Origin of the sequence: uncultured Roseovarius sp., from assembly GCF_963972555.1 — a bacterium.
Taxonomy (GTDB): Bacteria; Pseudomonadota; Alphaproteobacteria; order Rhodobacterales; family Rhodobacteraceae; genus Roseovarius; species Roseovarius mucosus.
The window spans coordinates 1-20,401 of record NZ_CAXAUM010000024.1 but is presented as its reverse complement, the minus strand read 5'-3'; the positions used below and the strand labels follow the sequence as shown (position 1 = coordinate 20,401).

At 63.1% G+C, this 20,401-nt stretch carries 16 protein-coding genes and 1 riboswitch; of the genes, 6 read left to right on the top strand and 10 right to left on the bottom strand.

Going from position 1 to position 20,401, the window contains the following annotated elements; all coding sequences use genetic code 11:
• Nucleotides 1-3: 3 nt before the first annotated feature.
• Nucleotides 4-792, bottom strand: a complete 789-nt coding sequence (locus AACZ65_RS16860) for a crotonase/enoyl-CoA hydratase family protein (protein ID WP_339672819.1) — start codon at nt 790-792, stop codon at nt 4-6.
• A 109-nt stretch (nt 793-901) separates the two neighbouring features.
• Here AACZ65_RS16860 and AACZ65_RS16855 point away from each other — a divergent pair, with 109 nt between their 5' ends.
• Entirely contained in the window at nt 902-2,014 is a 1,113-nt protein-coding gene (locus AACZ65_RS16855) for a pyridoxal phosphate-dependent aminotransferase (protein ID WP_339672817.1), read from the top strand.
• Nucleotides 2,015-2,029: 15 nt separating this feature from the next.
• Here AACZ65_RS16855 and AACZ65_RS16850 read toward each other — a convergent pair whose 3' ends face one another.
• The 4 genes from AACZ65_RS16850 to AACZ65_RS16835 are packed head-to-tail and all read right to left on the bottom strand — an operon-like array spanning nt 2,030 to nt 6,799.
• Entirely contained in the window at nt 2,030-2,686 is a 657-nt protein-coding gene (locus AACZ65_RS16850) for a DUF3726 domain-containing protein (RefSeq protein ID WP_339672815.1), read from the bottom strand.
• Nucleotides 2,683-4,362: a hypothetical protein gene (locus tag AACZ65_RS16845; RefSeq protein ID WP_339672812.1), complete on the bottom strand. Its 1,680-nt coding sequence runs from the start codon at nt 4,360-4,362 to the stop codon at nt 2,683-2,685. Before AACZ65_RS16845 ends, AACZ65_RS16850 begins: the two co-directional genes overlap by 4 nt.
• Nucleotides 4,359-5,348 carry a membrane dipeptidase gene (locus tag AACZ65_RS16840; protein ID WP_339672810.1) on the bottom strand — a complete coding sequence of 330 codons (990 nt, stop codon included), beginning with the start codon at nt 5,346-5,348 and terminating at the stop codon, nt 4,359-4,361. The genes AACZ65_RS16845 and AACZ65_RS16840 overlap by 4 nt, the downstream gene beginning before the upstream one ends.
• Nucleotides 5,345-6,799 (bottom strand): aldehyde dehydrogenase family protein, encoded by a 1,455-nt coding sequence (locus AACZ65_RS16835; RefSeq protein ID WP_339672869.1) that lies wholly within the window; start codon nt 6,797-6,799, stop codon nt 5,345-5,347. Before AACZ65_RS16835 ends, AACZ65_RS16840 begins: the two co-directional genes overlap by 4 nt.
• A 140-nt stretch (nt 6,800-6,939) precedes the next feature.
• On the opposite strand from AACZ65_RS16835, the gene AACZ65_RS16830 reads away from it, so the two are divergent.
• Nucleotides 6,940-7,845, top strand: coding sequence for a LysR family transcriptional regulator (locus AACZ65_RS16830; RefSeq protein WP_339672808.1), 906 nt, complete (start codon nt 6,940-6,942; stop codon nt 7,843-7,845).
• 11 nt (nt 7,846-7,856) lie between these two features.
• On the opposite strand, the gene AACZ65_RS16825 is transcribed toward AACZ65_RS16830, so the two are convergent.
• Entirely contained in the window at nt 7,857-8,543 is a 687-nt protein-coding gene (locus AACZ65_RS16825; protein ID WP_339672806.1) for an arylesterase, read from the bottom strand.
• Here AACZ65_RS16825 and AACZ65_RS16820 point away from each other — a divergent pair.
• The 4 genes from AACZ65_RS16820 (at nt 8,542) to AACZ65_RS16805 (ending at nt 14,622) form a co-directional block, all read left to right on the top strand.
• A complete protein-coding gene (locus tag AACZ65_RS16820) occupies nt 8,542-9,219 on the top strand; it encodes an ATP-binding cassette domain-containing protein (protein WP_339672804.1) in 678 nt (225 codons plus the stop codon). The genes AACZ65_RS16825 and AACZ65_RS16820 overlap by 2 nt on opposite strands.
• A complete protein-coding gene (locus AACZ65_RS16815; RefSeq protein WP_339672802.1) occupies nt 9,216-11,738 on the top strand; it encodes an FtsX-like permease family protein in 2,523 nt (840 codons plus the stop codon). Before AACZ65_RS16820 ends, AACZ65_RS16815 begins: the two co-directional genes overlap by 4 nt.
• Before the next feature lie 135 nt (nt 11,739-11,873).
• On the top strand, nt 11,874-12,740 hold the full coding sequence (locus AACZ65_RS16810) for an inositol monophosphatase (RefSeq protein WP_339672799.1): 867 nt from the start codon (nt 11,874-11,876) through the stop codon (nt 12,738-12,740).
• Nucleotides 12,741-12,852: 112 nt separating this feature from the next.
• Nucleotides 12,853-14,622: a helix-turn-helix transcriptional regulator gene (locus AACZ65_RS16805; protein ID WP_339672797.1), complete on the top strand. Its 1,770-nt coding sequence runs from the start codon at nt 12,853-12,855 to the stop codon at nt 14,620-14,622.
• 64 nt (nt 14,623-14,686) lie between these two features.
• Here the strand turns inward: AACZ65_RS16805 and AACZ65_RS16800 are convergent, their stop codons facing one another.
• The 4 genes from AACZ65_RS16800 to gcvT form a co-directional block, all read right to left on the bottom strand.
• The gene (locus tag AACZ65_RS16800) at nt 14,687-15,232 is read right to left on the bottom strand and encodes a YaeQ family protein (protein ID WP_339672795.1); all 546 of its coding nucleotides are present in this window, start codon (nt 15,230-15,232) and stop codon (nt 14,687-14,689) included.
• A 371-nt stretch (nt 15,233-15,603) separates the two neighbouring features.
• Nucleotides 15,604-18,453, bottom strand: a complete 2,850-nt coding sequence (gcvP, locus tag AACZ65_RS16795; RefSeq protein WP_339672792.1) for an aminomethyl-transferring glycine dehydrogenase — start codon at nt 18,451-18,453, stop codon at nt 15,604-15,606.
• 122 nt (nt 18,454-18,575) lie between these two features.
• Complete coding sequence (gene gcvH, locus AACZ65_RS16790) at nt 18,576-18,935, bottom strand: glycine cleavage system protein GcvH (protein WP_297542206.1); 360 nt, start codon at nt 18,933-18,935, stop codon at nt 18,576-18,578.
• A 20-nt stretch (nt 18,936-18,955) separates the two neighbouring features.
• The gene (gcvT, locus tag AACZ65_RS16785; protein ID WP_339672790.1) at nt 18,956-20,080 is read right to left on the bottom strand and encodes a glycine cleavage system aminomethyltransferase GcvT; all 1,125 of its coding nucleotides are present in this window, start codon (nt 20,078-20,080) and stop codon (nt 18,956-18,958) included.
• A 166-nt stretch (nt 20,081-20,246) separates the two neighbouring features.
• Nucleotides 20,247-20,333: riboswitch (glycine riboswitch) on the bottom strand.
• Between the last annotated feature and the right edge of the window lie 68 nt (nt 20,334-20,401).

The window sequence follows — 20,401 nt, the reverse complement described above, 5'->3', positions numbered from 1 at the left end:
GCTCTAACCCCGAAACCGAGGTTCCCGTCCCGCAAGATTGGCCGCGATCTGTTCCATCTGATCCGGCTTGCCGATCAATGCGGCCTGTTCCCGGCTCTCTGCCATCAGAATCGCCGCCTCATCCGCCCCGCTCTCGGCCACGCCGATCAGGCGCTTGGCGGCACGTATGGCCGTGGGACTGCGGCCCGCGATCTCGGTGGCCAGATCACAGGCCGCCGCCAGCGGATCATCGGCCAGATCCGTGACCAGCCCCCACTCCCGCGCCTGCACCGCAGAAACGGGCCGCGCCGTGTAGGTCATGCGCCGGATCACGTCAGAACGGGTGAGATGCGGCAAAAGCGCCATGCCCCCCATGTCCGGGATCAGCCCCCATTTCATTTCCATGATCGCGAGCTCCGTATCGGGGGCCGCAATCCGCACATCCGCCCCAAGCGCAAGCTGAAACCCCGCGCCATAGACAACCCCGTGCAGCGCCGCGATGATCGGCACCGGCACTTGCCGCCAGACCATCGCCACTGCCTGAAAGAGATTACCCGTGCCATGGCTGCGCGGCAGGATCAGCGCCTCGGGATCTCCCGCTGCCAGTTGCGCAAAGCTCATCACATCAAGACCCGCACAAAACGCCTTGCCTTCGCCCGAGAGCACCACGGCGCGGATATCCGCATCCACTAGCGCCTGCCCCGCCGCCACAATCGCCTCGGCCATCTCCGGGTCAACCGCGTTGCGCTTGTCCCCGCGCGTGAGCGTCACATGCGCGATGTGATCCCTGATCTCTGTCGTCACTCTGGCCATGCGATCCCCTCCGGCTTTGCGTCATGAAACACCATGGCCCGTCCGCAGGCCAGCACAACGTCGCGGCACACCCTTGCAAGGCGGCGACGCATCCCGTTAACTGCGCCCCATGACATATCCGCGCTATACCCCGTTGATCGACAGCCTGCCCGCCACTGTTCCCTTTGTCGGACCAGAGGAACAGGAACGCCAACGCGGCGCGCCTTTCGCGGCACGTCTGGGGGCAAATGAGAACCTCTTTGGCCCCTCGCCCAAGGCATTGGCGGCGATCCGCGCCGAGGCGGAGAATGTCTGGAAATACGGCGACCCCACAACCCATGATCTGCGCGCAGCACTTGCAGTTCATATGCGCGCGGTCCCAGAAAACGTGCTGGTGGGCGAAGGTATCGACGGTCTTCTGGGCAATCTCGTGCGGCTCCTGATCGGTCCCGGCGACGCGGTCGTCACCTCAGACGGGGCCTATCCCACGTTCAATTACCATGTAACCGGCTTTGGCGGGGTGCTGCACAAAGTGCCCTATCGCGACGACCGCGAAGACCTGCCCGCCCTCATCGCCCGCGCGCGCGATGTGGGGGCGAAGTTGATCTATTTCGCCAATCCCGACAATCCGATGGGCACCTGGGTGCCCGGCGCAGAGATTGTCAGCGCCCTCGACACCCTGCCCCAAGGCTGCCTTCTCTGCCTTGACGAGGCCTATGTGGAATTTGCACCCGAAGGCACCGCGGCTGACATCGCCGCCGATGATCCCCGCGTCGTCCGCATGCGCACCTTTTCCAAGGCCTATGGCATGGCCGGGGCACGCATCGGCTATGCGGTAGGGGCCACAGACCTGATCAAGAGCTTTGACAATATCCGCAATCATTTCGGCATGAACCGCATGGCGCAAGTTGGGGCGCTCGCCGCCCTTCAGGATCACGACTGGCTCGCGCATGTGCAGGCAGAGGTGCGCCGTTCACGTGACCGCATCGCGCATATCGCGAGGGACAACGGGCTGCGCGCACTGGACTCCGCCACCAATTTCGTGACCGTCGATTGCGGTCGCGACGGTGCCTTTGCCCGCCGCGTTCTGGCAGGGCTGGTGGCGCGTGGGGTATTCGTGCGCATGCCCTTTGTCGCACCGCAGGATCGCTGCATCCGTATCAGTTGCGGGCGGGCAGAGGAGATGGACGTCTTGGCCAGAACCCTGCCCGAGGCGCTGCGCGACGCGGATCAATCCGGCTAGGCTCGTCTGCGGTGCTCAGTCATTGTCGCTCGATTGTGCCCCGGCCCGTTGCCGTGACACCTCCGATGCGGGAACGGTCGTCAGAAGGGCGAGGGCATCCAGCGACTGCCACACGCCCCGCTCGATCCGTCCGTCAAACCGGCCCGGTGCCGCGGCCCCGCTGGATTGCGACACGCTGATCGTCACCCGAGCGCCAGTTCTGTGGCAAATCTCGCGCAGCGCGGATAGATCCGGCACTGGCTCTCGCCCGGTCAGACAGATCGTTTCTGACCCAAGGTCCAAATCCACCGGTGCGCCCAACCGCTCGGCCGCCTGCGCCAGGAAAGGCACGAGCAGCACCGGCTCGACCAAATCCTCAAGGGTTACAGGCAGCGCGCCCGTCCACTCCGGACCTCCGGCTTGGTCCATCAGCCGGATTCCCGCGCGCAACGGGCTGGCCGCTGATTCCGCGTCCAGAGCCCGCAATAGCATCGTAGGGGCCGGCAGACCGGCCCGCGCCAACCAGCAACAGGCCCAGCCCGCCTCTTCCGCCTCGCCCCAGCTTAGCCCCGCGCCCCGCGCCGCCTTGGTGGCGAGGGCCGTGATTTCGGACTGCGACAGTTGCATCACCTCGCCCGCCCAATCCGGCGGTTCTGAACCTGCTCGTGTCGGGTCTTGGGCCATCTCGCTCATGTATCCGCCCCCGCCGCCAGATCCTGTGGATAGGGCGCGCCCTGAAAGAGGCTGATCCGCACCCAACGATCCGAGCGCGGATCAAACCGCGTCGCGCCAAAGAACGCCAGCTTGCAGCGCAAGAGGTCAATCGGCAGAACATCGGCGGCAATCAGATTGTCGCGCACCTCGGCATAGGGCCGCATCGCTGCCATCTGCACCCGGCGGAGCATGTGGCGATGCTCGGGCTGGGCCAGCAGGACCTTTGCAATCGGCGTATCCTCGGGCCAATCCGCGAGCGCCCGCGCCAAGGCCACTGCCTGCCGCGAGATATCCAGCGGAAGTTCCCGTTCCGCCCCCGGCTCTGCCGCCCGTTCCCCCAAACGCGGCTCAAGCTTTTCCTCGGAGACATACCAGAACCGCGCGCAGCCCGCCGGCGTACCGTGATCCAGCCCCATTGCCCAACTGTATCGCTCGGACAAAAGCGCCCGCACCCGCGCCACCGTCATCGACCCATCGATGCCAAAGGCACTGTCTTCGTCGGCGGCCATACATTCGGCCAGACCATCCACGAGGTCACCATGCGGTTCTATCATCGCGGCGGCCAGCGCCTCTTGTGCCTCAAGCGGCAGCCGCGCCTCGGCCCAGCGCCAGAGCGCATCCCAGGGATGATCGCCCAAGCGATCCCAGACGTCACGCATATGCGCGGCGACCGCGTCCAAACCGTTGCGCAACTCCAGCAATCGCGCCTGTTGCACCAGGTGCCCGCTCTGCCAACCTTGCGCATTCTCCTGCGCGGCCTTCAGCGCCGCGTCGAATCCCGCCAATGTCTCGGGCGTGGCGGTCCGTTGGGCGCGCACCCGCGCCAGCGCTTCTTCCCGCGCCATCATCCAGTTGTTGAGCAAGACCGGATGCCGCACCAGAAATGGGGCCATCCCAAGCCCGGTAGAATTGCCGACCCCCAACATGCGCCGCAACTCCGGAGCCAAGGCCACAGCGCAGGCACCGCCCCGCATCTGCGCCAGATGCTCGACCAGATCGACCGTATAGGCCCGCGTCAGCCAGACCGAGAGCATCTCTGCCTGAAAGGGTGCGCGCATTTCCGGGCGATCCGCAATCTGCGCGCGGTCCGCGGCGCCGAACTTGCCCGATCCATAAACCGCAGTGGTGCGCATGAGATAGCCGGTTTCGGCCAATTTCGCCGCATCGGGCTGTTGCCCTGCGGCCAAACGAGCGACCACATGGTCAAAGAGGCGCACCGATTTGTTGGCACGGCTCAGGCTCAATTCCCGCACGCTCACGCGCCCAGCCTCTTGCAACGGCACATTGCGCTCCAGACGGGCCAGATCGTCTGCGTCGGGCACGCCATCAAACAGCGTGAAAGTCGCATCCCAAGCGGTGGCAATCACCCGATCCGACCGCATCTCGTCGGGCAGGTCATGGCCAAAGGCCACAAGGCTATAGGTCCGCTCCGGTCCAATGGCGCAGTAAACCGCCCGCCCTTGACCTCGCGCGTCAAATTCCCAGACCGGACGCTCAAATCGCCAGTTCTCGTTTTGCATTCTGCGCAACATCTGGCGCAGAAAAGAAAGGCGGGTCGGATGGGCCGCGCCCATTCGCGCCAGCCGCATCACTGTATCAGGACTGCGCCGATACGGCGTGGCCTCTGGCATCGGATTGAGGGCGCCGCAGGTCATCGAGCGGCTCCGTCTGGCCCGAACGCTTCATCGAAGAACCTCAGCCAATTGCCCCCCATGATACCCTCGACCTCTGGCCCGCTCATCCCCACCGCATGCAGCCCTTCGGCAATCGCACCAAAATGCCGGTTGTCCTGAAACCAATCCGGCATTGGCGGAAACCCCGGCGCATCAGCGCTGCCTTCGCCAAAGTCCACCGCTTTGGTCCACCGGCCGCTCCGCATCCATTCCACGACCGAGTCGGGTTGATCCTGACAAAGATCACTGCCGATCCCCAGCCGCTCTGGCCCCATCCTTTCGGCGGTGCGCGCCACCATCTCGCAGAAGTCATGAACGGTGCAGGCACCGCCGCCCTTGAGGTGATGCGGATAAAGCGAAAAGCCCAGCATGCCACCGCTTTCGGCCAGGGCCGCCAGAACCCGATCGGATTTGTTGCGCCGCGCGGGGTGCCACGTGGCGGGGTTGGCGTGAGTGATGGCAATCGGGCGGCTCGAATGGGCAATTGCATCGAGCGTGGAGCGCTCGCCCGAATGGCTCATGTCCACGACCAGACCGACGCGGTTCATCTCCGTAACCACCTCGCGCCCCATCCGTGTGAGGCCGGTGTCCTCTGCCTCGTAACAGCCCGTGGCCAAAAGGGATTGGTTGTTATAGGTCAATTGCATGAACCGCAGGCCCAGTCGGTGCAATACCTCGACCAGCCCGATATCATCCTCGATACAGCTTGGGTTTTGTGCGCCAAAGAAAATCGCGGTGCGCCCGGTCTCTTTTGCGCGGGTCACGTCCCCGGCCTCGAACCCCTGAAAGATCAGATCGGGAAACCGCTCGAAGTGTCGGTTCCACGCCTCGATTTTCAGCACCGTTTCGCGGAAATTCTCGTGATAGGTGATCGTGACATGCACCGCGTCCACGCCACCTGCGCGCATCTGGCGAAAGATCTTTTCCGACCAGTTGGCATATTGCAGCCCGTCGATCACCATGCTCATTCCGGCAGTCCCCGCGCGACATAGGCTGTCTTGACCGTGGTGTAAAACTCAGCGGCATACTGACCCTGTTCGCGCGATCCAAAACTAGACGCACCGCGCCCGCCAAAGGGCACATGGTAATCGGTGCCCGCGGTGGGCAGGTTCACCATTACCGTGCCTGCCCGCATGTGCGCGCGAAAATGATTGGCACGCGCCAGACTGCGCGTCATGATCCCGGCGGTCAGACCGAATTCGCTGTCATTGGCAACGCTCAGCGCCTCGTCGTAGCTGTCCACCTTGATCACGTAGGTGATCGGCGCGAACATTTCCTCGCGGTTCAAGCCCATGTCATTGCGTGTGCCCGCAAAGACCGCCGGGGCCATGTAATAGCCTTCGGTCGCGCGCTCCAACCGCTCTCCGCCACACAAAAGCTCTGCTCCCTCTGCCCGACCCTGTTCGATATAAGCCAGATTTTGCGCGAGTTGCCCGGCGCTGACAACCGGCCCGATCTGTGTGCCCTCCTCCAACGCGTGCCCGACCTTGAGCGCACGGGCTGCATCCACCAGCCGCGCGACAAACTCATCATGCACCGCCGCATGCACAATCAAGCGCGAGGCTGCCGTGCATTTCTGCCCGGTGCCGCCAAAGGCTGCGCCTGTCGCATGTGCCACCGCAAGGTCCAGATCGGCATCGTCAAGGATCAGCATCGGGTTCTTCGATCCCATTTCCATCTGCACCTTGGTCATGTTCGGCACCGCCGCAGCCGCGATGCCACGTCCGACACTGACCGAGCCGGTAAAGCTGATGGCATCAATACCCGGATGTGACACCAGCGCCTCGCCTACTGCGCGCCCCGGCCCCATGACAAGGTTGAACAGGCCGCGTGGCATATCCTGCCTTGCGATGATCTCTGCCAGCGCGACCGCGCTGGCCGGGGTCAGATTGGCCGGTTTCCAGACCACAGCATTGCCAAAGGCCAAGGCTGGGGCGATCTTCCACGCAGGTGTCGCCACAGGAAAATTCCAAGGGCTGACAATCGCCACCACACCCACAGGTTCCCGGCGCACGTCAATATCAATGTCGGAGCGCACACTCTGGGCGAAATCCCCCATCTGGCGCAGCACTTCGGCGGCATAGTACGTGAAAAACTGCCCGGCGCGATACACTTCGCCCACGCCTTCGGCGCGCGGCTTGCCTTCTTCACGGGCAACGAGTGCACCGATCTCCGGGCTGCGTGCCATCAACTCCGTGCCAATCGCCATCAGCACGTCATGGCGTTTCTGAATGCCCGCCGCCCACCAGGCCGGCTGTGCAGCCCGCGCTGCGGCAATCGCCTCTTCCAATTCCGGGCGATCCGCCTGCGCATAATTGCCGATCAAGTCCGATACATCCGACGGGTTGCGATTCTCAATGCGTACCTCGGAGTCGCGCCATACACCTGCAATGAAATTTCCGGTCTGCTGCGCCGTCATCCGTTCTTCCTTTTCCGTCGAGTCACCCTTGTGGCGGGCCATGCCCGCCTCCGCCAGACGATCCGCGATTGACCGAATTAAGGCAAACAAATATAACTGCACTCAACTTCAGTTTCCCTGAAACATGCAACAGGCCAGCCATGATCCGGACCGAAGCCCTTCGCGCCTTTGTCACCGTCACCGAACATGGCAACATCCGGGATGCGGCGGAAATCTTGTGCCGGACGCAATCGGCGGTCTCGATGACCCTCAAACAGCTTGAGGCGGAGTTGGGCGGCCCCCTGTTCGAAAGCGACCGCAAGAGCAAGCTGACGGACCTTGGCGCATTCGTGCTTGATGTTGTGGGGCCTCTCCTTCGCGAGCATGACCGCGCGCTGGAGCTGATCGCCGGTTATGCGCGGGGCTATTCTGGGCGGCTGCGGATCGCGGCGGTGCCCTCGGTCGCAGCGCTGATCCTGCCCGCCGTTCTCAAGACCTTTGTACAAGCTCGCCCCGAGGCCGAAATTGACCTCTACGATACCGACAGCGCCAGCGTCCGCGAGATGCTCTTGCGCGGCGAAACCGACCTTGGTCTGGCCAGCCCCGCCGGAGAAGCTGACGGTCTGCGCGCCATCCCACTTTTCACTGATCCGCTGGTATTTGTCTGCAATGCGGCGCATCCGCTCGCCTCACAGCCACGCCCGCTGGCATGGCATCAACTGACCGGAGAGCGATTGATCCTGAACGAAACCCTGAGCGGGCTTGCGACGCCCGAGTTCCGCACTCTGGCGGCACAGGCGCGCCTGTCAGTGCGCAACCTGACCTCACTCTTGGCGATGGTCCAGGCCGACGCAGGCGATACGATCCTGCCCGGTCTGGCCACCCGCGCCTTGCCCTCGGGCGTAGTCACACGACCTCTGGCCGATCCCGCCTGTCAGCGCCGCGTCAGCCTGCTGGTCCGCGACGGGCGCACCCCCAGCCCTATTGCCGCCGCCTTCATCGACATGCTTTGTGATGCCCTGCCCGATATGGCAAAGCGCTTTGGCCTCCGTGAACGCTGGGGGTAGGGCCGTCGGTGCTATTCCGCCGTTGCTGCCTCAATCAAGGCCAGCACACTTGGACCCAACCCTTCGACGATGCGCGCCACCCCATCGGCATTCGGATGAATGCCATCCGCCTGAAACCACCGCTGCAGAGCCGCAGGATCGCCACCACCAAGACCAGCAAAGAAGTCCGGGGCAAGGAGGGCACCATAATCCTCTGACAATTCGGGGTAGATCGCATCAAACGCCGTCTTATACTCTGGGCCGTAATTGCCCGGCGCCGTCAGCCCGACCAGCAAGACCTCAACACCCTTGGCCTGCGCGACCTGCAGGATCACTTCGAGATTGTCACGGCTGACTGCCGGATCAATCCCGCGCAAGAGATCATTGCCACCCAGCGCCACGATCATCGCATCCACCTCGGGTGTCAGGCTCCACTCCACTCGCGCAGCCCCGCCCGCAGTGGTATCCCCAGACACGCCCGCATTGATCAGCGTGGCCTCAACCCCTTGATCATCCAGCCATTTCTGCATCTGCGGCACCAGCCCATCCTGCTCGGGCAGACCGTAGCCCTGGGTCAGGCTATCCCCCAATGCCAGAACCGTGACCGGCTCATCCGCCATCACGGGGCTGACAAGGCAGAGAAACGCCGCTACCACCTTGCCCAGAGGCCGCAGCACCCCATATGACAGAAAACCTTTGTAAATCAGGCGCAAACGCATGAGTTCTCCTATCCTGTCCCTCTCCGACATCACCTTGTCTCTGGAGGGGAATGCCGGTCTTGTGCACATACTTCACGGGATTACCCTGGATGTCCACAAGGGCGAGACCCTCGGCCTGATCGGCCCCTCGGGTTCCGGCAAATCTTCGCTCTTGATGCTCATGGGTGGGTTGGAGCGCGCCACTTCTGGCCATATCACCGCCTTGGACAGCAACCTGTCGGCCATGAACGAGGATCAGTTGGCCCGCCTGCGGCGCGAGAATTTCGGCGTCGTGTTCCAATCCTTTCACCTCATTCCAACGATGACCGCGCTCGAGAATGTGGCAACCCCGCTCGAGTTGGCGGGGGCGGCGGATGCCCATGCCCGCGCGCTCGAGGAACTGGCCGCCGTGGGCCTTGCCACACGCGCAGGGCATTACCCGTCGCAACTTTCGGGCGGGGAGCAACAGCGCGTGGCGCTTGCGCGCGCCGCAGCGCCCCGCCCCGCCATCATCCTCGCGGATGAACCCACCGGCAACCTCGACAGCACCACAGGGGCCGCGATCATCGACCTGCTCTTTGGCCTGCGCGACCGGCATGGCGCGACCCTCGTGCTCGTGACCCATGATCCCGAGCTTGCCGCGCGCTGCGACCGCGTGGTCAGCCTGCGCGATGGCCGCATTGAGGGCACCGCATGAGCCTGCGCATCGCGGCTCGCCTGGCCCGGCGCGAATTGCGCGGTGGATTGCGTGGATTTCGCATCTTTCTCGCCTGCGTGATCCTTGGCGTGGCGGCGATTGCCGCCGTCGGCACCCTGCGCGAGAGCATCCGCGCCGGCATGATCGAGCAAGGGGCGGCAATCCTTGGCGGCGATGCGGAACTCGAGCTGACCTATCGCTTCGCCACCGCGGACGAATACGCCTTGATGGCCCGCAATGCCGATGCCGTCTCGGAGATCGCCGATTTCCGCTCCATGGCCATCGCCCCGGACGGGCGGCGCGAACTGACCCAACTCAAGGCGGTGGATCACGCCTATCCTTTGGTTGGCGCCGTGGTTCTTTCCCCCGACATGCCGCTCGATGTGGCGTTCGGTGGTTCCGGAGGCCTGCCCGGCGCCGTCATGCAGCCCATTCTCGCGGCGCGTCTGGGGATCAAGGTGGGCGACACCTTTCGCTTGGGCGAGCGCGAGTTTCGACTGATGGCCGAACTGGTGAAAGAGCCGGATCAAACCCGCGCAGGCTTTGGCCTTGGCCCCCGCACCATCGTCAGCCGCGCCAATCTCGACGGTTCTGGCCTTCTCAGCGCAGGCTCGCTCTTCACCACCAAATACCGCCTCGATCTGGCCGAGGGCACCGATCTTGCCGCCTTCGAGACCCGTGTGATGCAAGAGTTGGATGGCTCTGGCTTTCGCTGGTCCGATGCCCGCAACGCCAGCCCGCGTGTCGCCGAGTTCGTGACCCGGCTGGGGGCCTTTCTGGTGCTCGTGGGGCTCTCGGGCCTCGCCGTGGGTGGTGTCGGCATTTCTGCTGCGTTGCGCGCCTATCTCGCCGGCAAGGTGAAGGTCATCGCCACATTACGCACTCTCGGGGCGGATCAACGCACGATTTTCCTGACCTATTTCATCCAAGTCGGGGTTCTGGCCCTGATCGGTATCCTCGGGGGTCTGATCCTCGGCGTGGGCCTGCCGGTGCTCCTGGGGCCCGTCATCGCGGCGCGCTTGCCCGTGCCCGCGATCTTTTCGCCCTACGCCGCCCCAATGGCCGAGGCCGCACTCTACAGCGTGCTGAGCGTGCTCATCTTCACGCTATGGCCGCTCGCCCGCGCGCGTGAAGTTCGCGCCGCCGCCCTCTACCGCGAAGCGGCGGGGGCCGCCCGCCGCTGGCCGGGCTGGCCATGGATCGCAACCACGTTCGGTCTCATTGCCGCCCTGCTTGTGGCCGCCATCCTCTTTTCCGGCAATCTGCCCCTCACACTCTGGACCGCTGGCGGCATCGGGGCCGCACTTTTCGTGCTGTCCTTGGCGGCCATGCTGGTGCAAAAACTGGCCCGCAGCTTACGCCCCCGCCTGCGGGGTCGCCCCGCCTTAGGCTGGGCCTTGGGCGCCATCGGCGGGCCGGGCACCACTGCGGGGCCAGTCATGCTCTCGCTTGGTCTGGGCCTCGCGGTGTTGGCCGCCGTCGGTCAGATCGACGGCAACCTGCGCCGCGCCATTGCCGCCGACCTTCCCGAACGCGCGCCCTCCTTCTTCTTTGTCGATCTGCAAAAGGACCAGATGGCATGGTTCCTCGACCGGTTGGAGAGTGACCCCGCCGTCAGCCGTATCGACAGCGCGCCAATGTTGCGCGGCATCATCAGCCGCATCAACGGCCGCCCCGCGACCGAGGTTGCCCCCGGACATTGGGTGGTCGAGGGCGACCGCGCCGTGAGCTACGCCGATGCCCTGCCCGCTCGCACCAAGATCATAGAAGGCACATGGTGGGGCGAGGGCTATACCGGTGCGCCGCAACTCAGCTTTGCCGCCGAAGAGGCCATGGAAATGGGCATCGGCCTCGGCGACGAGATCACCGTGAATATTCTCGGGCGTGACATCACCGCCCCCATCACCTCGCTGCGCGAGGTGGATTTCTCCAGCGTCGGCATGGGCTTTGTCCTGCTGATGAACCCGGCAGCGGTGGCGGGCGCGCCGCACACCTTCATCGCCACGGTCTATGTCGATGATCTGGCGTCCGAGGAACAGATCCTGCGCGATGTGACCGACCGCTTTCCCAATGTCACTGCCATCAACGTCCGCGATGCGCTGACCCAGGTGACCGACCTTCTGGCCGGTCTCGCGTCGGCGACCTCCTGGGGCGCGTCAGTCACGCTGCTCACAGGCTTTCTCGTACTCATCGGCGCGGCGGCGGCGGATCAGCGCGCGCGCACCTACGAGGCCGCCATCCTCAAGACCCTCGGGGCCACGCGCGCCAGAATTCTCTCGAGCCTCGTCTTGCGCGCGCTCATACTCGGAGGGGCGGCGGGGCTCGTGGCGCTTGGGGCGGGGATCGGCGGCGGTTGGGCGGTCAGTCATTTCGTGATGGACACGCCCTTCCGCGTGATCTGGCCCTCTGCACTTGCGATTATTCTGGGCGGCATGATGGTGACGCTGCTGGCAGGCTTGGTCTTTGCCTTGGGGCCGTTGCGCGCCCGCCCCGCCCGGACCTTGCGCGCGCGCGAATGACCTCTGCGGACTTGGTTCTTTATGGGCGAAATACTCTGGGGGTCCGGGGGTGAAACCCCCGGTTTTTCTGGCCATTACCGCGTTGATTTCAGACCTCAAGGCTGGCACTCCACCGGGGCACCGACAGGAGATGACATGACCGATTCGCTGCCGATCCCGCTCTCTGCTCCGCTGACGCCCGCGCAACAGACCATGCTGGTCAACCTGGTGCGCCGCGCCGCGCGCGCCGAAATCATACCGCGCTTTCGCACCGTGACGCGGGCCGAGGCCATTACCAAATCCGGCCCGCATGATCTGGTGACAGAGGCCGATCATCAGGCCGAGGCAATGCTGTCGCGGGGCCTGCAACGGATGTTTCCCCATGCGTTGATCGTAGGCGAAGAGGCAGTCGCGGTCAAACCGGCCCTGCGCGAGGATGTGTCCGAGGCGGAGCTGGCCTTCATCATCGACCCGGTGGACGGCACCTGGAATTTCGTGCACGGCCTGCCGCTCTTTGGTGTGATCATCGCCGTCACCCGCTTTGGCCGCCCGGTTCTGGGGCTGCTTTACGATCCAGTCTCGGACGACTGGATCATCGCGGACGAGGTCAATCCGGCCCGGATGGCTGCGGTTCAGGGCGCCGAGCGTCCGGTGCGCGTGTCTTCTGGCGGCGCCTTGTCTGAGTTGCAGGGCTACATGCACTACTACCTTATGACACAGGCTCGGCAGGATAAGGTGGCCCCCTTGCTGCCCGCGCTTGCGCGCTGCATCGCGCTGCGCTGCTCGTGCCATGAATACCGTCTGCTGGCGCAGGGGGCCGTCGATTTTGTCCTGTCGGATGTTCTGAACCCATGGGATCACGCCGCGGGCGTGCTCATCTGCCAGCAGGCAGGCGGCGTAGCGCGGATGCTGGACGGGCGCGATTACAACACTTCGATCACCAAGGGCGTTTTGCTCAGCGCAGCGAACGAGGAAATCTGGGCTAGTCTGAAAGATCACTTCGCCTGTCTTTTGGACATCTGAAACCAAGAAAGAACTTTTCATTTGCCTTTAAAACGCCATTTCTGCATGACTGAGTCATGGCTTCGGCCCAATTTTACCTCATCGGATTTCAGGCATGACATCGACCCGGCGCATGACGGATCAAATCGACGTTGTCACCCTGTCCGACGCGGACCGGGCGGCAGCGATTGATCGGCTTTATGATGTCGCCCTTGATCCTGCGCGCTACGAGGCGCTGCTCGACCATTGGGAGAGCGCAATCGGCCCCCTGCGCGCGCATGTCGATTTGACCGCGCCGCGTCTGCTGGACGAGCCGCAGATATCAGAGCATTTCCGCCGCGCCACCGAGTTCCTCGATCGTCTGGCACCTGAGGATGCGGATCACAAAAGTTTGGACGCCATGCTGGCCCCGTTCGACCGGGTGCCGGCCCTCTTGCTGGATCGCTGCCGCCACATCCGCGCCGCCAACCCCGCCGCACATCAGGCCATGGCCCTGGCTGCAAACGCGCGTCTCTGTGATCTGCCCATCCACGAGGCCGATATGGACGCGCTCGCGGGGGCGCTCGAGATTTTGTTCGACAGTCGGGAAAAGGATACTGCCGTCTTGCGGGTGCGGTCGGTGCAGGCCGGGCAGTTGATCGTCTTTCGGCTGCAACGCTGTATTGCCCCCGATGGCACGATTCTGGTGCTCGCCGCCTCCAATGAAATCAGCATGCCGCCGGGTTTCTGCGAGATATTGATCGAGGCCTTCGAACTGACCCAGACCGAGGCCGATATCCTGTGCCATCTGGTTGATTGTCGCGGCGTCAGCGAGATTGCCGCCGAGCGCGGGCGCTCTGTGGACACCGTGCGCGCCCAGATCAAATCACTGCTCGCCAAAACCGAGACCCATTCGCAACTCGAACTGGTACGCCTTGCGCTCTCGATGATCGACATGACGGCGATGACCGTGCGCGCAGCACCCGGCCCGCATGTTGTCAGCCGGGGTTATGCGACCCTGTCAGAGCGGGATTACAAGTCCTTGGTCATGCCAGACGGTCGGCGGGTGGATTATCTGATCCTCGGGGTCCCACGCGGGCGCCCTGTGCTCTATCTACCACTAGATTTCGGACTGGTCCGCTGGCCTGCATCGGCTGAAACCTGTGCCACGCTGCGGGGGCTCAAGGTAATCGTGCCTCTGCGCCCCGGCTATGGCCTGTCGGATATGGTGACGCGGGGCGCGGATTATGACTCGGCGCTCTGCGATGACACAATACGCGTCCTACGTGCCGAGGGGGTGACGCGCTGTCCCATCCTCTGCCTCAGCGGCGATGCCTTTTATGCGGTCAAGCTGGCCCGGCTCAATCCCCTTGCTTTCAGCGGGATCGTGGCCTGTTCCGGCATGTTACCACTCACCCGCCGCGAGCAGTTCGAGCGGATGCATAAATGGCACCGTTTCATCCTCGCAGGTGCCAAGTACACGCCGCATCTGTTGCCCTTCATGGTCAAGGCGGGCTTTTTGCTTGCGCGCAAGATTGGCAAGCGTAACTTTTTGCACGCGGTCTACGGCAACTCTACCGCCGACGTGGCAGTGATCGAAGATCCAGAGGCCTTCGAGGCGCTCGCAACAGGGTCGGAAGTGGCCCTCTCCGACACCCATTCCGCGCATGAGGCCTTCGCGCGACAGCTTGTCTCTGGCCAACTCGAGGATTGGAGTAGCGAGGTTGAGGCGCTGCGCAGCAAGCTGCCGCTCATCTTCCTGAACGGCACCGATGATCCGCAGGTGCCGCTGGCCACTTTGGAAGAGTTCCGCCGCGACTACCCCTGGATCGAATTCCATCTGCTCGAGGAGGCCGGGCAACTGGCATTCTTTCGGCATTGGCGCCGGGTTCTCGACCGGCTCACACCTTTGCTCGCAGATTGATGTCCCCCGCTGGAGGCATTGAGCGCAAACCCCGCTGAACCCGGTTTGCGGCGCAAATCGCGGTTTACGCGGCGCTCTTCCATTCTTGCGGGGTCACGTAAACGATACTCTCTCCGACACTGACCATCACATCGCCGTCTTGGATATTGATCTGGAGCTTCATCGTGCGGTTGGCCATTTTCTTCAATTCGTCCGTTTCAGCCTCGGAAAAATTGATCACCTGAAGATTGTCAAACCGGGTGACGCCGTTCTTGATCTTGTCCCACCACATCTCGGCCGTCCTGCCACCATAGGGATAGACGATCACCCTTTGGGCCTTGCCACAAGATTGTCGTAGCACTTTCTCACTCGGAAGCCCGAGAGCAACCCAGACGTCCAGCTCCCCACTCAGGCTTTTTTGCCAAATGTCCGGCTCATCATCCGTTGACAGGCCCTTGGTCATTTCCAGACGTTCATTGGCATTCAGCGCAAACGCCAAAAGGCGCACCATCAACCGTTCTTCCGTCTCTGACGGATGCTTTGCAACCGTCAGCTTGTGAGTCTCGTAATAGTGACGATCCATGTCAGAGACGGTGAGTTCTACTTTATAAATAGTGGCATTTTGCGCCATGAGATGTTCCATAACGTGAGAGATCGGTAACCTTACAGCGTCTCGGGCACGTTTTAAAGCGTCCCCGTTTAATCGATGCCCTATCCAGCCAGCCAGAGGCAATTCCAGCAAGCAGCGGGGGCCCAGAGGGCTGAGGTGAAAGCCAAGCTGCTTTAATCGCGGCCTTACCCTATTTGGGGTATGACAGACTCAGGTTCTTCACACTAGCGTGAGAACACGTGATCAGAGCGGCCCGTTTGAGTGATGGCGCATCCGTTTCTGTCGCTTGTCCGCGCTGGCTGCTATGGGGCGGATTATTTAAAAAGAGCCTTTTCATCAGGACAAAAGGCGGCCTCGAAAGGCCGTCTTTTTCTTTTTCACACCGGCTACGGTTACTCCGCAGCCTCTGCATAATCTTCCAGCGGCGGGCAGGTGCAGATCAGATGCCGGTCGCCGTAAACATTGTCCACGCGGTTGACCGGCGGCCAGTATTTATCGACCCGGAAGGCACCCGGCGGAAAACACCCCTGCTCGCGGCTATAGGGCCGATCCCAATCCTTGACGAGATCCTCCATCGTGTGCGGCGCATTCTTGAGCGGGTTGTTTTCCGGGTCGATCCGGCCCTCTTCGATGTCACGGATCTCTTCGCGGATGGCCAGCATAGCGTCGCAGAAGCGGTCAAGCTCGGCCTTGGTCTCGCTCTCGGTTGGTTCCACCATCAGCGTGCCCGCCACCGGCCAACTCATCGTAGGCGCATGGAACCCGCAGTCGATCAGCCGCTTGGCTATGTCATCCACGGTCACGCCCGCACTCTCGGCAAAGGGGCGCACATCAAGGATGCACTCATGCGCCACCCGCCCCCCACGGCCCTTGTAGAGCACCGGAAAGGCCCCTTCGAGCCGTTTGGCGATGTAATTGGCATTGAGGATCGCCACCCGTGTCGCCTGCGTCAGCCCGGAACCACCCATCATCAGGCAATAGGCCCATGAAATTGGCAAGAGCGAAGGCGAACCAAAGGGCGCGGCACTGACAGACCCCTCGGCCCCGCCGGTTTCGGGATGCCCCGGCAAATGCGGCACAAGATGCGCCTTGACGCCAATCGGTCCCATGCCGGGACCGCCTCCGCCATGCGGGATGCAGAACGTCTTGTGCAGGTTGAGGTGGCTCACATCGCCCCCCAGATCACCTGGGCGCGCAAGCCCCACCATGGCGTTCATATTGGCCCCGTCAATATAGACCTGACCGCCGTGGCTATGGGTGATCTCGCAGACCTCGCGCACCGTTTCCTCAAACACACCATGGGTCGAGGGGTAGGTGATCATGCAGCCTGCAAGATTCTCGGCGTGCTTCTCGGCCTTGGCGCGGAAATCCTCCACGTCGATATCGCCATTCTCGGCGGATTTGACCACGACCACATCCCAGCCCACCATCTGTGCGCTCGCGGGATTGGTGCCGTGGGCGCTGACGGGGATCAGGCAGACGCGGCGATGCCCTTGCCTCTGCGCCCGGTGATAGGCGGCAATGGTCAAGAGACCCGCATACTCCCCCTGCGCGCCGGAATTGGGCTGCATGGAAATCGCGGCATAGCCGGTGATGTCACAGAGCTTGGCGCTCAGGTCGTCGATCATTTCCTTGTAGCCCAGCGCCTGATCGGCGGGCACAAAGGGGTGCAGAAGCGAGAATTCGCGCCAACTGACCGGCATCATCTCGGCCGCGGAATTGAGCTTCATCGTGCAGGAGCCCAGCGGGATCATCGCGCGATCCAGCGCCAGATCACGATCCGCCAGCCGCCGCATGTAGCGCATCATTTCCGTCTCGGCGCGGTTCATGTGGAAAATCGGGTGGGTCAGATACTCGGACTCGCGCTGCAGAACATCGGGGATACGGTATTCCGGCGTGAAATCGGCATCTTCCATGATGATGCCAAAGGCGCGCCAAACCGCCTCGATGGTCGCGGTGCGGCTGCGCTCGTCAAGCGTGATACCAATCTTGGTTTCCCCCACGCGGCGCAGATTGATCCCCTCGCGCACCGCCGATTGCAGCACGCCACGCTGCAAGAGGCCGACATCCACCGTGATCGTGTCAAAGAAATCGCCCGGTTCAACATGGAAACCCGCCGCTTCCAGCCCCTTGGCCAAACGCACCGTCTTGCGGTGGATCCGCTGCGCGATGGCGCGCAGGCCCTTGGGGCCGTGAAACACCGCATACATCGACGCCATGACCGCCAAGAGCGCCTGCGCGGTGCAGACATTCGACGTGGCCTTTTCGCGGCGGATATGCTGTTCGCGGGTTTGCAGGCTCAGGCGGTAGGCGCGGTTGCCGTGGCTGTCGATTGACACGCCCACGATTCGCCCCGGCATGGCCCGCTTGTAGGTATCCTTGGTGGCCATATAGGCGGCATGCGGCCCGCCATAGCCCACCGGCACGCCGAAACGCTGCGTCGAACCCACGGCGATATCCGCCCCCATGGCCCCCGGCTCCTTGAGCAGGGTCAATGCCAACGGATCGGCAATCACGATACCCAGCGCGCCGCTGTCATGCAGGGCCGCAATCTCGGGGGTGAAGTCGCGCAGCGTGCCATAGGTGCCAGGATACTGGAAGATCGCGGCAAACACCTTGTCCGCCTCCAGATCATCCGGGCTGCCGACGATCACCTCGATACCCAAGGGGGCGGCTCGGGTCTGGATCACGGCGATATTTTGCGGGTGACAATTCTCATCGACGAAAAACGCCTTGGCCTTGGACTTGGCCACACGTTGCGCCATGGTCATGGCCTCTGCCGCCGCCGTCGCCTCGTCCAGAAGCGAGGCATTGGCGATTTCCAACCCGGTCAGATCGCTGACCATGGTCTGAAAGTTCAAGAGCGCCTCAAGCCGCCCTTGGCTGATTTCCGGCTGATAGGGGGTGTAGGCGGTATACCACGCCGGGTTTTCAAAGATGTTCCGCTGAATCGCGGGCGGCGTCACCGTGCCGTGATAGCCTTGGCCAATCAGCGAGGTCAGAACCTTGTTCTTGGACGCGGTCTGCCACATGTGGAATTGCAATTCCTGCTCGGACTTGGGCTTGCCGAAATCGAGCGGCTTTTCCTGGCGGATGGATTTCGGCACCGTCTCGTCAATCAGCGCCTCAAGCGATGCGACGCCCAGAACCTTGAACATCTCGTTCATTTCCTCGGGCGAGGGGCCGATATGGCGGCGATTGGCGAAGTCATAGGGCAGATAATCGGTCGCTTTGAACGACATGGGTTTGTCCTCATCAGATCGCGCAGGCGGCATGACGCTGGCCCGCTGCTTCTTCTTGGCAAAAGTACTCCCGCCGGAGGCCCGAAACCCTTTTGGGCCATCCGCGCCTCCGGCGGGCGGGCTCAGGCGATATGGGCCTGATAGGCGGCCTCATCCATATAGTCGTCCATCTGGCTGGGATCGGCCGGCTTGATCTTGAAGAACCAGGCATCGCCCATCGGATCTTCGTTGACCTTGCCGGGATTGTCGATCAGCGCCTCGTTGACCTCGACGATTTCGCCGTCAATCGGGGCGAGAATATCCGAGGCGGCCTTGACGCTCTCGATCACCACCACCTCGTCATCCTTGCTGACCTCGGTGCCCACTTCGGGCAGATCGACAAAGACCACATCCCCCAATTGCTCGCTGGCGTGTTCGGTGATGCCCACGACCACGACGTCATCCTCGACGCGCAGCCATTCATGTTCTTCGGTGAATTTCATCGCTTTCCGGCTCCTGTTGCTCAGCGTTTGAAAGTTGCAGGGGTAAAGGGCAGCTTGGCCACCCGGACGGGCAGGCGTTTGCCGCGCACCTCACCGTATAACTCGGTGCCCTCGGCCGCCAAGCCCTGAGGGACATAGCCCATCGACATCGGCGCCTCGATGGTCGGGCCAAAGGCCCCGGAGGTCACGTGACCGACGGCCTCGCCGCCCTCGGCGGTGGCGAAGAGTGGTGTGCCCTCGCGCATCGGCGCGCGGCCCTCGGGGCGCAGGCCCACTCGGGCGCGCGGCGCACCCTGTTGCAATTCGCCCAGAATACGCTCTGCGCCGGGAAACCCGCCCGCACGTGCCCCGTCCGCGCGGCGCACCTTCTGGATCGCCCAACTCAGACTTGCCTCGACCGGCGTCGTGCCCGTGTCGATGTCATGCCCATAGAGGCACAAACCCGCCTCGAGCCGCAAACTGTCACGCGCGCCCAATCCGATCGGCTCCACATCCTCATGTGCCAGGAGTGCGCGCGCGAGCGGCTCTGCCTGTGCCTCGGGCACCGAAATCTCGAACCCATCCTCGCCGGTGTAGCCCGAACGCGAAATCCACAATTCGCCAAAGGTGCTCTCGAAAATGCCCACATCCATGAAGCGCATCGCGGCCACGCCCGGCACCAGCCCCGCCAGCACCACCTCTGCAGCGGGGCCTTGCAGGGCCAAGAGCGCGCGGTCGGTGATCTCTGCCACCTCGATCCCCGGCAATCCGGCGCGCATATGCGCGATATCGGCGGCCTTGCAGGCGGCATTGACCACGACGAACATATGATCGCCCCGGTTGGCCAGCATCAGATCATCCAGAATACCGCCCGCGTCATTGGTGAACATGCCATAGCGTTGCCGCATCACACCCAGACCCAGCAGATCCACGGGTACGAGCCCTTCCATCGCTTGGGCCACGGCGGCATAGCCGCCCGGCGCGCGCAAGATCACCTGCCCCATGTGACTCACATCGAACAGCCCCGCCTTGGCGCGGCAATGCAGATGTTCCTTCATCACGCCCAGGGGATATTGCACCGGCATGTCATAGCCCGCGAAGGGCACCATCTTGGCCCCCAACTCGCGGTGCAATGCATTCAACGGCGTTATTTGCAGATCAGACATCCGCATCCTTCCCTTTGCTCTGGTCCGGATCATCAGTCGATCAGTCCGGCACCGCCCTCGCGCCATGCCCATTACAGGCCGCGCCACGATGCCCCCTCTGTCCTTTTGCCTGAGATCGCTATCCCGTCGGCGTCCCGGTCACGTCCGGGCTCTCTCCAGAGTTTCGAGGATCGGGCAGGTCCTTGCGCCTGAGAGTTTCCGGGGCGGTTGCTCCTTCGGCACTGGCTTGCGCCAGTTCTCCCTATCCGATCTACGGCACACGCTAGTATACAGCACGCCGCAATTCAAGCCTGTTTGAGACAAGGCACCGCTGAAAAGATC

Coding starts and splice junctions, on each gene's coding strand:
- AACZ65_RS16810 (WP_339672799.1), top strand. CDS start 11,874: ATGACCGATTCGCTGCCGATCCCGCTCTCTGCTCCGCTGACGCCCGCG.
- gcvH (WP_297542206.1), bottom strand. CDS start 18,935: ATGAAATTCACCGAAGAACATGAATGGCTGCGCGTCGAGGATGACGTC.
- gcvT (WP_339672790.1), bottom strand. CDS start 20,080: ATGTCTGATCTGCAAATAACGCCGTTGAATGCATTGCACCGCGAGTTG.
- AACZ65_RS16855 (WP_339672817.1), top strand. CDS start 902: ATGACATATCCGCGCTATACCCCGTTGATCGACAGCCTGCCCGCCACT.
- AACZ65_RS16825 (WP_339672806.1), bottom strand. CDS start 8,543: ATGCGTTTGCGCCTGATTTACAAAGGTTTTCTGTCATATGGGGTGCTG.
- AACZ65_RS16840 (WP_339672810.1), bottom strand. CDS start 5,348: ATGAGCATGGTGATCGACGGGCTGCAATATGCCAACTGGTCGGAAAAG.
- AACZ65_RS16805 (WP_339672797.1), top strand. CDS start 12,853: ATGACGGATCAAATCGACGTTGTCACCCTGTCCGACGCGGACCGGGCG.
- AACZ65_RS16835 (WP_339672869.1), bottom strand. CDS start 6,799: ATGACGGCGCAGCAGACCGGAAATTTCATTGCAGGTGTATGGCGCGAC.
- AACZ65_RS16815 (WP_339672802.1), top strand. CDS start 9,216: ATGAGCCTGCGCATCGCGGCTCGCCTGGCCCGGCGCGAATTGCGCGGT.
- AACZ65_RS16845 (WP_339672812.1), bottom strand. CDS start 4,362: ATGACCTGCGGCGCCCTCAATCCGATGCCAGAGGCCACGCCGTATCGG.
- AACZ65_RS16850 (WP_339672815.1), bottom strand. CDS start 2,686: ATGAGCGAGATGGCCCAAGACCCGACACGAGCAGGTTCAGAACCGCCG.
- AACZ65_RS16830 (WP_339672808.1), top strand. CDS start 6,940: ATGATCCGGACCGAAGCCCTTCGCGCCTTTGTCACCGTCACCGAACAT.
- AACZ65_RS16800 (WP_339672795.1), bottom strand. CDS start 15,232: ATGGCGCAAAATGCCACTATTTATAAAGTAGAACTCACCGTCTCTGAC.
- gcvP (WP_339672792.1), bottom strand. CDS start 18,453: ATGTCGTTCAAAGCGACCGATTATCTGCCCTATGACTTCGCCAATCGC.
- AACZ65_RS16860 (WP_339672819.1), bottom strand. CDS start 792: ATGGCCAGAGTGACGACAGAGATCAGGGATCACATCGCGCATGTGACG.
- AACZ65_RS16820 (WP_339672804.1), top strand. CDS start 8,542: ATGAGTTCTCCTATCCTGTCCCTCTCCGACATCACCTTGTCTCTGGAG.